This is a genomic window from Paracoccus sp. S4493, assembly GCF_000967735.1.
In the GTDB taxonomy this organism is placed as follows: domain Bacteria; phylum Pseudomonadota; class Alphaproteobacteria; order Rhodobacterales; family Rhodobacteraceae; genus Paracoccus; species Paracoccus marcusii.
Window position 1 is genome coordinate 1 of record NZ_JXYF01000049.1, and the last position, 13196, is coordinate 13196.

Annotated in this window: 15 protein-coding genes; 10 read left to right on the plus strand and 5 right to left on the minus strand. The window is 70.0% G+C overall.

Features of this window, described 5'->3' with window-relative positions; genetic code table 11:
- The coding region (locus tag TW83_RS09220) for a DUF4175 family protein (RefSeq protein ID WP_045982481.1) at positions 1-2081 on the plus strand (2081 nt) is incomplete at its 5' end.
- Between the two features lie 4 nt (positions 2082-2085).
- Here TW83_RS09220 and TW83_RS19335 read toward each other — a convergent pair.
- On the minus strand, positions 2086-2910 hold the full coding sequence (locus tag TW83_RS19335; protein ID WP_052714794.1) for a zinc-ribbon domain-containing protein: 825 nt from the start codon (positions 2908-2910) through the stop codon (positions 2086-2088).
- A gap of 113 nt (positions 2911-3023) precedes the next feature.
- Here TW83_RS19335 and TW83_RS09230 point away from each other — a divergent pair, with 113 nt between their 5' ends.
- The 3 genes from TW83_RS09230 to TW83_RS09240 are packed head-to-tail and all read left to right on the plus strand — an operon-like array spanning position 3024 to position 5418.
- Positions 3024-3698 carry an ATP-binding cassette domain-containing protein gene (locus TW83_RS09230; RefSeq protein ID WP_045982482.1) on the plus strand — a complete coding sequence of 225 codons (675 nt, stop codon included), beginning with the start codon at positions 3024-3026 and terminating at the stop codon, positions 3696-3698.
- On the plus strand, positions 3698-4609 hold the full coding sequence (locus TW83_RS09235; RefSeq protein ID WP_045982483.1) for a cell division protein FtsX: 912 nt from the start codon (positions 3698-3700) through the stop codon (positions 4607-4609). Before TW83_RS09230 ends, TW83_RS09235 begins: the two co-directional genes overlap by 1 nt.
- A complete protein-coding gene (locus tag TW83_RS09240) occupies positions 4606-5418 on the plus strand; it encodes a lysophospholipid acyltransferase family protein (protein ID WP_045982484.1) in 813 nt (270 codons plus the stop codon). Before TW83_RS09235 ends, TW83_RS09240 begins: the two co-directional genes overlap by 4 nt.
- Here the strand turns inward: TW83_RS09240 and TW83_RS09245 are convergent.
- The 3 genes from TW83_RS09245 to TW83_RS09255 all read right to left on the minus strand — a co-directional run bounded on the left by TW83_RS09245 (position 5403) and on the right by TW83_RS09255 (position 8245).
- Positions 5403-5633, minus strand: a complete 231-nt coding sequence (locus TW83_RS09245) for a hypothetical protein (RefSeq protein WP_045982485.1) — start codon at positions 5631-5633, stop codon at positions 5403-5405. The two genes, TW83_RS09240 and TW83_RS09245, sit on opposite strands and share 16 nt — an antisense overlap.
- A 357-nt stretch (positions 5634-5990) precedes the next feature.
- Complete coding sequence (locus TW83_RS09250) at positions 5991-6953, minus strand: acetyl-CoA carboxylase carboxyltransferase subunit alpha (protein WP_045982486.1); 963 nt, start codon at positions 6951-6953, stop codon at positions 5991-5993.
- A gap of 107 nt (positions 6954-7060) precedes the next feature.
- On the minus strand, positions 7061-8245 hold the full coding sequence (locus tag TW83_RS09255) for a MalY/PatB family protein (protein ID WP_045982487.1): 1185 nt from the start codon (positions 8243-8245) through the stop codon (positions 7061-7063).
- 78 nt (positions 8246-8323) lie between these two features.
- Here TW83_RS09255 and def (TW83_RS09260) point away from each other — a divergent pair, with 78 nt between their 5' ends.
- The 4 genes from def (TW83_RS09260) to TW83_RS09275 all read left to right on the plus strand — a co-directional run bounded on the left by def (TW83_RS09260) (position 8324) and on the right by TW83_RS09275 (position 10738).
- Complete coding sequence (gene def, locus TW83_RS09260; RefSeq protein WP_045982488.1) at positions 8324-8845, plus strand: peptide deformylase; 522 nt, start codon at positions 8324-8326, stop codon at positions 8843-8845.
- Positions 8838-9353, plus strand: a complete 516-nt coding sequence (gene def / locus TW83_RS09265; protein WP_239441312.1) for a peptide deformylase — start codon at positions 8838-8840, stop codon at positions 9351-9353. Before def (TW83_RS09260) ends, def (TW83_RS09265) begins: the two co-directional genes overlap by 8 nt.
- 2 nt (positions 9354-9355) lie before the next feature.
- Positions 9356-9856 carry a peptide deformylase gene (gene def, locus TW83_RS09270; RefSeq protein ID WP_045982489.1) on the plus strand — a complete coding sequence of 167 codons (501 nt, stop codon included), beginning with the start codon at positions 9356-9358 and terminating at the stop codon, positions 9854-9856.
- 144 nt (positions 9857-10000) lie between these two features.
- A complete protein-coding gene (locus tag TW83_RS09275; protein WP_045982490.1) occupies positions 10001-10738 on the plus strand; it encodes a calcium-binding protein in 738 nt (245 codons plus the stop codon).
- A gap of 48 nt (positions 10739-10786) precedes the next feature.
- Here the strand turns inward: TW83_RS09275 and TW83_RS09280 are convergent, their stop codons facing one another.
- A complete protein-coding gene (locus TW83_RS09280; protein WP_045982495.1) occupies positions 10787-11455 on the minus strand; it encodes a GntR family transcriptional regulator in 669 nt (222 codons plus the stop codon).
- A 171-nt stretch (positions 11456-11626) separates the two neighbouring features.
- Between TW83_RS09280 and TW83_RS09285 the strand changes: the two genes are divergently transcribed.
- Together TW83_RS09285 and TW83_RS09290 are read left to right on the plus strand one after the other, a co-directional pair.
- Positions 11627-12538, plus strand: a complete 912-nt coding sequence (locus TW83_RS09285; protein ID WP_239441313.1) for a sugar phosphate isomerase/epimerase family protein — start codon at positions 11627-11629, stop codon at positions 12536-12538.
- Positions 12535-13196, plus strand: a 662-nt coding sequence (locus tag TW83_RS09290) for a dihydroxyacetone kinase subunit DhaK (RefSeq protein WP_045982492.1), incomplete at its 3' end; no start/stop codon positions are given. The genes TW83_RS09285 and TW83_RS09290, both read left to right, overlap by 4 nt.

Sequence of the window (13196 nt, forward strand, 5' to 3'; positions counted from 1 at the left end):
TGCGCCCCGATGCGGACCTTGCCCGGCGCGACCCGTTCGCCCTGCGGCTGGCGGGGCTGGTTGCGCTGGTGATGGCGCTGATCTTCGGGGGGGCGGGCCAGATGGGCCTGGGTCTGCGCGCCCTGGCCGCGACCATGGCCACGCCGCAGCCGGGCGCCGCGCCGCCGCAGGGCCCCGTCTGGGAGGGCTGGGCCGAACCACCTGCCTATACCCGCCGCCCGACCCTGTATCTGAACGCCCTGGACGAGGGGCAAGTGCTGGACCTGCCCCAGGGCAGCACGGTCAGCTTTCGCCTCTATGCCCAGGGGGCAGAGGTGACCCAGGACATCGGGCCTGTCACGTCGGACGATCCGACGGCGCCGGCATTCCGGGCCGACCGCTCTGGCAGCATCGACGTCCAGGGACGTCGTTTCGCCGTCACCGTACAGCCCGATGCCGTCCCGGTGATCCGCGCGGGCGCCGCGCCCACGCGCCGCGCCGACGGGCGGATGATCCAGGATTACCAGGCCGGGGACGATCACGGCGTCATCTCGGCTCAGGCGGTCATCGCGCTGGACCTGGACGCGGTCGATCGCCGCTTTGGCCTGACCGTCGCGCCCGAGCCGCGCGACCCGGTGGCGCTGGACCTGCCCCTGCCACGGGGCGACCGCCGTGATGTGCAGGGACAGCTGGCCGAGGACCTGTCGCGCCACCCCTGGGCCAACCTGCCCGTGACCGTCACACTGCGCGCGGTGGACGGGATCGACCAGGCGGGCCAGTCCGACCCGATGGCGCTGCCCCTGCCGGGGCGGCGGTTCTTCGATCCGTTCGCGGCCACCCTGATCGAGCTGCGCCGCGACCTGCTGTGGTCGCGCCAGAATGCCGGGCGCAGCGCCGAGATCCTGCGCGCCGTCACCTGGCAGCCCGAGGGGTTCGTCGAGGACGATCTGTATGCCGAGCTGCGCGCGGCGGTGCGGCTGCTGGACGGGGACGACCTGACCCCGGAAGCCCGCGACCGTCTGGCCGAGGCCCTATGGGAGGCCGCGATCCTGTTGGAGGATGGCGGTCTGTCGGATGCGCTGGAACGGATGCGCGCCGCGCAGGAGCGCCTGTCAGAGGCGATCCGCAATGGGGCCAGCCCCGACGAGGTCCAGCGGCTGATGGACGAGCTGCGCGAGGCGACCGACGCCTATACCGACATGCTGGCGCAGGAAAGCCAGCCGCAGGATCAGGCCGACAGCCCCGACCGGGGCGGCCAGCAGGGCCAGACCATCACCGCAGACCAGATCCAGGAGATGATGGACGAGATCCAGCGCCTGATGAACGAGGGCCGCATGGCCGAGGCGGAGGCCCTGCTGGACCAATTCAACCGGATGATGGAGAACCTGCAGGTTCAGCAGAGCCAGGGACAGGGCGAGGGAGAGGGCCGGCAGGGTAGCCAGCCGATGAACCGCCTTGCCGACACGCTGCGCGAGCAGCAGGAGCTGTCGGACGAGGCGTTCCGCGACATGCAGCGCCAGTTCGGCCAAGGCCAGCAGCCCGGTGACGAGGGCCAGGACGGCGGCAGCATGGCCGACCGCCAGCGCGCGCTGCGCGAGGAGTTGGGCCAGCAGCAGGGGTTGATGCCCGGGCAGGGGTCACCCGAGGGCGACGCCGCGCGGCGCCAGCTGGACGAGGCCGGGCGCGCGATGGAGGAAGCCGAACAGGCCCTGCGAGACGGCGACATGGCCGGCGCGATGCAGCGCCAGGCCGATGCGATCCAATCCATGCGCGAGGGGATGCGCGCCCTGGGCGACATGATGGCCCAGGAGGGGCAGGAGGGCCAGCAGGGCGGCGAGGGGCAGCAGCCCGGCGAGCAACCCGGCCAGTCGGCGCAGGGCAGCCAGGGGCAGCCTTATCAGGGTCGGCCGCAGTTGGACCCCCTGGGCCGCGAGAGCATGGGTGGCGGCAATGTCATTACCAACGGCGATCCGCTGGCCGAGGGGTTGGACCCCGCACGCCGTGCCCGCGACCTGCTGGACGAGATCCGCCGCCGCAGCGGGCAGCCGGACCGCCCGCAGGACGAACGCGATTACCTGGGCCGGTTGCTGGACCGGTTCTGACGGCTCAGCCGCCGACGCGGGTCGCCAGCCATAGCCGCAGTGCATCCAGCCCGTCGCGCGCCGCAGCCAGCGTCCCCGACAACGGCCAGCCGCGCGTCTCGGCCACCGGGGCCAGCAGATAGACCGCCAGCACCACTGCAGCCGCCAGCAGGGCGATCGTCATGCCCGCGCCGAAGCCGCGGCCCTGGCGCATCACCCGGATGGGCGTGACCGTGGCACGGCGATGCACCGTGGTTTCGGCCTGCTGGCGCAATTCGGGCTGGCGCAGGTCCGGCTGGCGCCGTTCCGGTTCACGGGCGTCACGGGCGTCACGGGCGTCACGGGCGTCACGGGCGTCACGGGCGTCAGGGCCACGGGGGGCCTGGGCGCGGGGCGCATCTGGAATCGCGTGGTTCGGCGCCGCGATGACCGGCGCCGCGATGATCGGCGCTGCGATGGCCGGGGACGGCGGGGGCAGGGCCGCGGGCATTGGGGGCAGCGTCACGGTGGTCGCGGGCCAGTCGATCTCCTCGGCGCCGGGGCGCGGGTCGTCCTGCTGTTCGGCGTCGCGCAGGCGGCGTTCGTGATCGACCTCGCTTTTCAGCATGTCCAGCACGTCCGGGGACAGGCGCGTGCGGGCCGGCGGCAGGGGTCGGGGCGTCTCGTCCTGGTCGGGGCGCCTGCTGAAGAACCGGCCCAGATCCAGCCGTCCCCCGGCGGCCGGGGGATGGGCCTGCCAGACATGGCCGCAGGCGGGGCATTCGACCTCGCGGCCGCCCTGGGGAATGGCGTCGGGGGGCAGCGCATATTCGGCGCGGCAACCCGGACAGATCAACTTGAATTCAGCCATGCCACCCTCGCATTCATCGTGCGGCTGTTCTATCAAGCGCGGGTCCGGCTTCCAAGTCGCGCCGGGCGCCAAGGGCCCGCACCAGACGGGTCGCAGCGGAAAAGAGGTGGCGCTTGATCGAGATGCGGGATGTCGGCTTCGGCTATCAGGGCCAGGACGAGCTGTTGTCGGGCATGACGCTGACCCTGCAGCCGGGCATGTTCCATTTCCTGACCGGACCGTCCGGGTCGGGCAAGACCACGCTGCTGCGGCTGTGCTTTGCGGATCTTCTGCCCAGTTCGGGCCAGATGACGGCCTTTGGCCAGGACATGCGCGGGCTGTCGCGCGACGGCATCGCCGATCTGCGCCGCCGCGTGGGCGTGGTCCACCAGGACCCGCAGTTCCTGGACCATCTGCCCCTGGCAGAGAACATCGCGCTGCCCCTCTCCATCGCCGGAGAGGAGGTGGACATGGACGCGCTGCGCGATCTGCTGGGCTGGGTCCAGCTGTCCCAGCACGCCCGCGCCCTGCCGCCGTCGCTGTCGGGCGGCGAGCGCCAGCGGGCGGCGCTGGCCCGCGCGGTGATCCTGTCGCCGGACCTGGTGCTGGCGGATGAACCCACGGGCAACCTGGACTGGGACATGTCCATGCGGCTGATGCAATTGCTGATCGAGCTGAACAAGTCGGGCAAGACCGTTCTGGTGGCGACCCATGACCTGAACCTGATCCGCGCCACCAAGGCGCAGGTGACGGCGCGCGTCCTGCGGATCACCGGCGGCAGCCTGCATCTGGCGGGGGCGGATCTCTGATGGGACGGCTGAATATCGGAAGCTTGTGGCAGGGCCTGACGGGTGACAAGGACGGCGCCGGCGACCGCATCGTGCCGCCGACCGGGTTCACGGCGCAGCTGACGCTGTTTTCCGCAGGCGCCATGGCGTTCCTGGCGGTGTTCGCGCTGGCGCTGGCGCTGGCGACGGGGCGGCTGGCCGACCGCTGGTCCTCCGAACTTGCCGGCAGCGTGACGGTCCGCGTCAGCGCGCCGGTGGCGGAACAGGACGCGCTGGTGCAATCGGCGCTGTCGATCCTGCAGACCACGCCGGGCGCGGGCACCCCGCGGCTGTTGCCCGAGGACGAACTGGCCCAGCTGCTGGAGCCGTGGTTCGGGCCGGACATGCCGGTGGACGCGCTGCCCGTGCCCGCCCTGATCGACCTGCCCGTCGAGGGCGAGTTCGATGCCGAGGGCCTGCGCCTGCGCCTTGAGGCCGAGGTGCCGGGCGCGGTGCTGGACGATCACACCGAATGGCGCCGGCCGCTGGTCTCGGCCGCGAACCGGCTGCGGATGCTGGGCATTGTGTCGCTGATGCTGATCGGGGCCGCCTCGGCCGCGATGATCACGCTGGCGGCCAAGGCCGCGCTGGCCGCGAACGTCCAGGTGATCCGCGTTCTGCGCCTGATCGGCGCGCGCGACCTGACCATCGCCACGGCCTTCGTGCGTCGGTTCACCCGGCGCGCCGCGATGGGGTCCGCCGTCGGCACCGTGCTGGGCATGGGCGCGATCGCCATCCTGCCCGATGCCAGCGCCGCGGGCGGGTTCCTGACCGGGCTGGGCTTTCAGGGCGCCGACTGGCTGATGCCGCTGACCATCCCGCTGATCGCGGCGGGGGTGGGCTTTGTCGCCACGCGGTGGGCGGCGCTGAAGATGCTGGAGGCCGTGCGATGACCGACGGGGCGCGTCCCGGCGCGCTGACCCCCTGGCAGTACGTCCAGAACGTGCTGTTCTATGTCCATGTCGCCTGCTCCACGCTGATCATCGGCCTGTTGGGTCTGCCTGCGCTGCGCCACGGGCGGGCAGGCGCGAACCGCATCGCCACGCGCTGGATCGCCTACATGGTCTGGGCCGCGCGCATCCACCTGCGCCTGACCTGCGAGATCCGCGGCACGCCGCCGACCCATGACTGCATCGTCGCGGCCAAGCACCAGTCGTTCTGGGACATCATGGTCATCGCCCATGCCGTTCCCCGCCGCGCCTTCATCATGAAGCGCGAGGTGATGCGCGTCCCGGTCATGGGCTGGTACGCGTGGAAGACCGGCTGCATTCCCATCGACCGGTCGCGCGGGCGCGACGCGATGGCCGCGATCAGCAGCACCATCAACCAGCGCCTGTCCGCCGAGGGGCTGGGGCAGCTGATCATCTATCCCGAGGGCACGCGCACCCTGCCGGGCCAGCGCAAGCCCTACAAGCAGGGTGTGGCCACGATCCGTCAGGGGACCGGCCTGCCGGTCGTGCCCGTCGCGGTGAACACGGGCATGTTCTGGCCGCGCAGCGGGTGGGGCATCCGCCCCGGCCGCGCGGTGGTCGAGTTCCTGCCGCCCATCGATCCCGCCATCCCGGCGGAGGGTTTCCTGCCCCGCCTGCGGGCCGAGATCGAGACCCATTCAGATCGCCTGATGGCCGAGGCCGGGCTGGTCCTGCCGGAACCGGGCGACGCGGATGACGCCGCCCGGAACCGCTCTCACCTCAGCTCGTAGTAGCGCGGGACATGCGGCCCCTGCGGCGGCAGCCCGATGTCGCGCCGCATGTGCGGGGACATCAGGTACGGATCGGGCGGCCGCGGCCGCCTGCGCCGTGGCAGCAGCGCCGCGCGGATCGCGGCCCATAAGACCGCCGTCGCGCCGTGTCGGGCGATCAGGCGGTGCATCGCGGGACGCAGGCGGGCGCTTTGCGGATGAAGATCGGCAATCATCGTCAGTCTCCGGATATGGGGACCGGACAGGGCGGTGCCTTGTGCGGTCGATGGGGTTCAGGGAAGGGATGACGCCATGCGGACAGGCCCGCGAATCGCGGTCGTGTCAGGTCATGATGTCAGCGGGGTCTGCCTTGCGGCGATCAGGTGCCTTGTCGCGACGACAAGGTACGCATCGAACCGGTGCGGGTCAGGGCGGGGGCATTGGCATATGATGTCATGAGCCCCTCCTTTCGCGCATGCGTTGCGGGCAGGAGTGCAGGCTGGCCCAGCCTTGCATTTCGCGCAAGACGGCAAAACGCGACAGCCGCCCCAAGACGGGGCGGCTGTTGCAGGTCGGTCACAGTATTGTGTGCGTCAGGCCGCAAGCCCCTTGGAGCCCATCGCCAGGAACTTGGCGCGGCGGTCCTTGATCAGCTGGTCGGGTTTCATGTCCGACATCTCGGCCAGCATCGCGGTGATCTCGGCACCCACGGCGGCGATCGCCTCATCGGGTGCGCGCTGCGCCCCGCCCAGGGGTTCGGCGATGATGCGGTCGATCACGGCCAGCTTCTTCAGGTCCTGCGCGGTCAGGCGCAGCGCCTCGGCCGCGTCGCGCATCTTTTCGGCGTCCTTCCACAGGATCGACGCGCAACCTTCCGGAGAGATGACCGAATAGATCGAATGCTCCAGCATGGCGATGCGGTTCGCGGTGGCAAAGGCCACGGCCCCGCCTGACCCGCCTTCGCCGATGATGACGCTGACCAGCGGCACGCCGATCTCAAGGCATTTCATGGTGCAGCGGGCGATCGCCTCGCTTTGCCCCCGTTCCTCGGCACCCTTGCCGGGATAGGCGCCGGGCGTGTCCACCAGCGTGATCACGGGCAGGCCGAAACGGTGCGCCATGTCCATCAGGCGGATCGCCTTGCGGTATCCCTCGGGGCGGGCCATGCCGAAATTGTGGTGGATGCGCGACTTGGTGTCGTTGCCCTTCTCATGGCCGATCACCACGCAGGGCGCGTCGTTGAAACGCGCCAGGCCGCCCATCACTGCGTGGTCGTCGCCAAAGGCGCGGTCGCCCGCCAGGGGCGTGTATTCGGTGAACAGCGCCTGGATATAGTCGCTGCAATGCGGGCGGTCGGGATGGCGGGCGACCTGCGTCTTCCGCCAGGGGTCCAGGGTCTTGTAGAGGTCGCGCAGCAGGTCCGACGATTTGCGGTCCAGCGCCGCGGCCTCCTTCTCGACGTCGAGGGTGCCGTCGCCCTTGCGGGCCATGGCGCGAAGTTCCTCGGCCTTGCCCTCGATATCGGCGAGCGGTTTTTCGAAATCCAGATAGACCATGCGGCATGCCTTTGGGGTTCGGGTTTGGCGCTATATAGGTCGGTGCGGGACGGGTTGCAACGCGGGCGCGGCGGCCGGCACCCGCGGGGCCGGGCACCGCGCCCGCGTCACTGCAGGTCGGCGAAGGCCGCGCGCAGCCGATCCGCCGCCTCGATCACCCGCGCCCGCGGCGTCGCAATGTTGAAGCGCATGAACCCGTCGCCGCCCAGCCCGAAGGTCGCGCCGTGATTGGCCGCGATCCGGGCGTCGTCCTGGATGCGACGGGTGATTTCCGCGTCGGTCATGCCGGTGTCGCGGAAATCGACCCAGGACAGATAAGTCGCCTGCAGGGGCATCGACCGCAGACCGGGAATCGCGTTCACCGCCTGATCAAAGATCCGCCGGTTGCCGTCCAGGTAATCGACCAGCGCATCGACCCAGGCCGCGCCCTCGGGCGAATAGGCGGCCGCAACCATGTCCTGGCCCAGCATCGCCGGAGAGATCCCCGCGGCAGCCAGCGCGCCCTGGAACCGCGCCCGCAGGTCGGGGTCGGGGATGATCGCGTTGCCGATATGGGCGCCCGCGATGTTGAAGGTCTTGGTGGCGGCGGTCAGCGTCACCAGGCGCGGCAGGATGTCGGGTGCCACGGTCGCCATCATCCGGTGACGTGGGCCGCCCGGCAGGACCAGGTCGGCATGGATGTCGTCCGAGATCAGGATCAGGTTGTGGCGGTCGCAGAAATCGGCAACCTGGCGCAGTTCGGCTTCGGACCAGACGCGGCCGCCGGGATTGTGCGGCGAACACAGGATCATCATCCGTTCGCGCCCGGTCAGCATCCCTTCCCACGCGTCCCAGTCCAGGGCGTACTGGCCGTCGGTCATCGCCAGGGGCAACTCGACCAGGTCGCGGCCGGCGGCGCGGATCACCCGGCCGAAGGCGTGATAGACCGGCGCCATCACGACAACCCCGTCGCCGGGCCGCGTATAGGCGTTCAGCGCCATCGCGACCGCGTTGACCAGCCCCGCGCAGGTCAACACCCATTCGGGCCGGATCTGCCAGCCGTGGCGATGCGCCATCCACCAGCCGATCGCCGCCAGATAGGGCGGGTTCGCGCCGGGATAGCCATAGACGCCATGCGCCGCGGCGCGGTCCACCGCCGCCTGGACCGCCGCGGGGGGCGCGAAATCCATGTCGGCCACCCACATGGCCAGGCCGTCATCGGCGCCCACGCCGTATGCGGCCTGCATGTCGTCCCACTTGCTGCAATGCGTGCCGCGGCGGTCGATGATGCGGTCGAAATCGGGCTGGGTCATGGGGGCTCCTGCGGGCTGCGTCACCCTAGCCTAGCGGGGTTGTTGCTTATGGTGAAGGCTTGCCCTAAATCCCTTGCCATGAGTGTGAGACCCATCCTGATCCATCCCGATCCGCGCCTGAAGAAGGTGGCCCAACCCGTCGCCCGCATCACGCCCGAGATCGAGACATTGGCCGCGGACATGCTGGCCACCATGTACGAGGCGCCCGGCATCGGCCTGGCCGCGCCGCAGATCGGCGTGGGCCTGCGCGTCTTCACCATGGATGCCAACCGCGACCCCGAGGCGCCGCGCGCGCCCCTGGTGCTGGTCAACCCCGAGGTGAACTGGGCGTCGGACACGCCCAACACCTATGAGGAGGGCTGCCTGTCCATTCCCGACCAGTACGGAGAGGTCACGCGCCCAGCGCAGATCCGCATGCGCTGGCTGGGGCTGGACGGCAAGACCCACGAACGCGAGTTCGACGAGCTGTGGGCCACCTGCGCCCAGCACGAGCTGGACCACCTGGACGGCGTGCTGTTTATCGATCACCTCTCCGCCATCAAGCGGCAGATGATCACCCGCAAGATGGTCAAGCTGAAGCGGGACCTGGCCCGTGCCTGATCGCACGGGTGCCAGCGGCTGGATGCGCCCCGACCTGCCGGGGGATCTTGGCCGCGGCACCCTGCGCGACATCGTCCTGTGGCCGGACCCGCGCCTGCGCCTGCGCGCGGAACCCGCCGGCTACATGACCGGCCCCGAACTGCGCGTGCTGGCCGCCGACATGCTGGCCACCATGTATCACGCCCAGGGCCGCGGCCTGGCCGCCCCGCAGATCGGCGTGCTGCGCCGGATCTTCGTCATGGATGCCGGCTGGAAGGACGGCGCGCCCGCCCCCCTGGTCCTGATCGACCCCGAGATCCTGGTCAGGTCGCCGCAGACTGAGACCGCGCCCGAAGGGTGCCTGTCCATTCCCGGCGGCCCCGTCGAGGTCATGCGCCCCGCCGCCATCGGAATCGGCTGGTATGATCTGGACGGCCGCTATCAGGTGCGCGACATGCAGGGTCCCGCCGCCCGCATCGCCCAGCACGAGGTCGATCACCTGGACGGCCTGTTGATCGTGAAGGACTGACCATGGCCGCGCGCGCGTTCCTGCCCTATGCCGACCCCCGCCTGCACCGCCCCGCCGCGCCGGTGGCAGAGATCACCGAATCCGTCCGCATGATCTGGGACGACATGGTCGACACCATGGAGGCGATGCCCGGCGTGGGCCTGGCCGCGCCCCAGATCGGCATCATGATGGCGCTGGCCGTCGTCGATGCCTCGGGACCGCGCGGACAGGCGGTCCGCATGGCCAACCCCCGGATCCTGCATGCCAGCGTCAAGCTGCGCGAGCACGAGGAGGCCAGCCCCAACCTGCCCGGCGTCTCGGCCCCGATCAGCCGCCCCCGGGCGGTCACGGTGCGGTTCCTCAACCAGGACGGCGTCGAGGAGGACCGCGATTTCGTCGGCCTGTGGGCCACCAGCGTCCAGCACCAGATCGACCACCTGGCCGGGCGGATGTATGTCGATCACCTGACCCCCCTGCGCCGCAAGATGCTGGTCGCGCGGTCGGCCAAGCTGCACCGCCGCTGATTTTTTCCGTCGTTATGGAATAGAACGACCCGTCGTCCCGTTCTGCTGTCGAATGGCCCGAAAGGCCGTCCGTGCAACGGGGACCGGCGTCGCGCCCCGTCGCAAGATCGCCGCGGCGCCGGGATTTTCAGAAGGATGCACCCCATGGCACGACTGTTCGGAAATGACGACGACAACCGCCTGACCGGCACCAACGTGGCCGACCTGATCTATGGCCGGTCGGGCGACGACGCGCTCTATGGCTTTCGTGGCAACGACACGATCGACGGAGGCGAGGGCAACGACCGCATCTGGGCCGGCGAGGGCGCGAACCGCGTGTCCGGCGGCTCGGGCAACGATCGCATCTGGGCGGGCGCGGGCAACGACGTGATCGCCGCGGGCGAGGGCAATGACATCGTCGCCGCCGGCCACGGCAACAACCGCATCTGGGGCGGCGATGGCGACGACGTCCTGTACGCCGGCGCCGGGCGCGATACGCTGGACGGCGGTGATGGGAACGACCGCATGGCGTCGGGGGCGGGCAACGACATCCTGACCGGGGGCGAGGGCGACGACCGGATGATCGCGGGCTTCGGCGCCGACCGCCTGATCGCCGGAGAGGGCAACGACACGCTGAACGGCGGGCTGGGCAACGACACGATGACCGGCGGCGAGGGGGCGGACGTGTTCGTCTTCAACGGCGGGCGCGACCGGATCACCGACTTCGAGAACGGCGACGACGACATCGACCTGCGCGCCCTGGCCAATGTCGACAACTATGCCCAGATCCGCGGCGCCGCCGTGCAGAGCGGGTCCGACGTCGTGCTGAGTTTCGGCCCCAACCAGCTGGTCATCGAGGATTTCCGCCTGAACCAGATGAGCAGCGACGACTTTTCCTGGTAATATCTTTTGACGGTCCCCCCGCGCAGGTTCGCCCTGCGCGGGGTGTTTTCATGTCTGCGCAGGCAGGTCGTCGCGCACCCGCTCCCACGCCAGGGTCAGGTGGCGGCCCAGGATGTCCGACAGTCCGTCCGAATCCCGCGCCTCCAGCGCCGCGATCATCCGTTCGTGCTCGGCGACCGCGCTGGCCCATTTTTCCGCACCTTCGTGCCCGATGAAGCGGACGCGCTTCAACCGGGTCTGCAGGCGGGCATGCACCTCGGACAGGGCACCGTTGTCGGCAAGTGCCACGATGGCCGTATGGATCGCCTGGTTCAGCTTGTAATAGGCCATGCGGTCGCGCCGGGCATAGCAGTCGAGCATCCTGTCATGCAGCGCCCGCACGCCCGCGATGCCCGCATCCGTCGCCTGTGCGCAGGCGATGATCCCCGCCTGCTGCTCCAGGATGCGGATCACCTCCAGCATGTCGCGGACCTCGCGCGCGCCGAACTGCTTGACCACCGCGCCCCGTGCCGGGACCAGTTCGACCAGCCCCTCGGATGCCAGGTACTTGATCGCCTCGCGCAGCGGCGTGCGGGACACGCCCAGCTGCTGACCGATCTGGCCCTCGTTCAGGCGGGTCCCGGGTGGCAGCTGCCCCTCGATGATCATGTCGCGCAGCCGCGACAGGATCGCGTCCAGCAGGGGCAGGCGTTCGATGCGGGCGTCTGTGTCTGACATGTCGGTCACCGGCGTCTCCGTTGGCGCGTCTGTCTCTGGCTATGACGGAGGGGGTGGCAAGTCAATATTGCCTTCTGTGTGCTGTATACAGAATTATTGATACGCTTTTGGGGCCGTGCTAGCAAGAACCCGGGACGTGATTCGGGAGGGGGATCGATGTCGGGGAACACCATGCGTTGGACGCCGCAGGACTGGCCCATCGCCTGTGCGATGATCCCGTTCGCATCCGTCCAGGATGCCGGGCCGGCCGCCTGGGCACGCGATCTGGGGCAGGTCGCGGCGGCGGGGTTCGATGCAGTCGATCCGACCGACAGCTGGTTGAGGCTGGCCGATCTGGACGATGCTGGACGGGCGCGGTTCGTGGCGATTTGCCGTGACCTGGGACTGACCGTTCCGGCCATCTCGACCTCACGGCGCAGCGTGATCGACCCGGTGCAGGGTGGCGACCATCTGGCCTATTGCCATCGTGTCATCGACTGCGCCGCCGATCTTGGCGCGGGGCATGTCAGCTTTGGCCTGTTCGGCCCGCTGAGCGACGCGCAGCGCGCCGCCCTGTGGTTCTGGACCGAGCCGGGGGTGACGAACCCCGACGACCCCGCCACCCGCGCCCTGGCCGTTGCCCGCATCCGCGACCTGGGCCGCCACGCCGCCGATCGCGGCATCCACGTCGCGCTGGAGATGTACGAGGACACCTATTTGGGCACCGCCTCCGACGCGGTCGCCTTCGTCACCGACGTGGACCTCCCGTCGGTCGGGCTGAACATCGATATCGGCAACCTGATCCGCCTGCATCGGCCCGTGCAGCCCTGGACGGAGATGATCGCGCTGTGTGCGCCCTTCGCGGGCTACTGGCACGTCAAGAACTACTACCGGATGACCGACCCGTCGGGGGTCATCCTGTCCCATCCCGCGCCCATGATGGGCGGCACCATCAACTGGCGTGCGGCGATCAACACCGCGCTGGACCTGGGCTTTTCCAGCCCCTTCCTGGTCGAGCATTACGGCGGCGACGGACTTGGGGTCTGCGCCGAGAACCGCGACTACATCCGCCGCATCCTGGCGCAGAGAAGGACCCTGCCATGACCAAGATCGTGGACCGCCCCGAGGATTTCGCCGCGACCGCGCTGGCGGGGTTCTGTGCCGCCCATGCCGACCGGGTCATTCCCGTCCCGCACGGCGCGTTGCGCGCCCATGCGGGGGCGCCGGGCAAGGTGGCCTTGGTCGTGGGCGGAGGGTCGGGGCATTATCCGGCGTTCCTGGGCTATGTCGGTCCGGGCCTGGCCGACGGGGCGGTGGCGGGGGACGTGTTCGCGTCACCCTCGACCAGTGCGGTGGTCGGGGTGGCGCGGGCGGTGGACCTGGGCGGAGGCGTCATCCTGGGCTTTGGGAACTATGCGGGCGACGTGCTGAACTTTGGCGCCGCTGCCGAACGTCTGCGCGCCGAAGGGATCGATGCGCGCATCCTGGCCGTGACCGATGACGTGGCCAGCGCGCCCGCGACCGACGCGGCGCGCAGGCGGGGCGTGGCGGGTGACCTGCTGGTCTTCAAGATCGCCGGTGCCGCGGCCGAGGCGGGCCTGGACCTGGACGCGGTGATGGATCTGGCCGGACGCGCCAATGCGCGGACCGTGTCCTTCGGGCTGGCCTTCGACGGCTGCACCCTGCCGGGACAGGCGGCACCCCTGTTCACCGTGCCCGAGGGGCAGGTCGCCCTTGGCCTGGGCATCCACGGAGAGCCGGG

Coding starts and splice junctions, on each gene's coding strand:
- TW83_RS09280 (WP_045982495.1), bottom strand. CDS start 11,455: ATGTCAGACACAGACGCCCGCATCGAACGCCTGCCCCTGCTGGACGCG.
- TW83_RS09255 (WP_045982487.1), bottom strand. CDS start 8,245: ATGACCCAGCCCGATTTCGACCGCATCATCGACCGCCGCGGCACGCAT.
- TW83_RS09275 (WP_045982490.1), top strand. CDS start 10,001: ATGGCACGACTGTTCGGAAATGACGACGACAACCGCCTGACCGGCACC.
- TW83_RS09240 (WP_045982484.1), top strand. CDS start 4,606: ATGACCGACGGGGCGCGTCCCGGCGCGCTGACCCCCTGGCAGTACGTC.
- def (WP_045982488.1), top strand. CDS start 8,324: ATGAGTGTGAGACCCATCCTGATCCATCCCGATCCGCGCCTGAAGAAG.
- def (WP_045982489.1), top strand. CDS start 9,356: ATGGCCGCGCGCGCGTTCCTGCCCTATGCCGACCCCCGCCTGCACCGC.
- TW83_RS19335 (WP_052714794.1), bottom strand. CDS start 2,910: ATGGCTGAATTCAAGTTGATCTGTCCGGGTTGCCGCGCCGAATATGCG.
- TW83_RS09250 (WP_045982486.1), bottom strand. CDS start 6,953: ATGGTCTATCTGGATTTCGAAAAACCGCTCGCCGATATCGAGGGCAAG.
- TW83_RS09245 (WP_045982485.1), bottom strand. CDS start 5,633: ATGATTGCCGATCTTCATCCGCAAAGCGCCCGCCTGCGTCCCGCGATG.
- TW83_RS09285 (WP_239441313.1), top strand. CDS start 11,627: ATGCGTTGGACGCCGCAGGACTGGCCCATCGCCTGTGCGATGATCCCG.
- TW83_RS09235 (WP_045982483.1), top strand. CDS start 3,698: ATGGGACGGCTGAATATCGGAAGCTTGTGGCAGGGCCTGACGGGTGAC.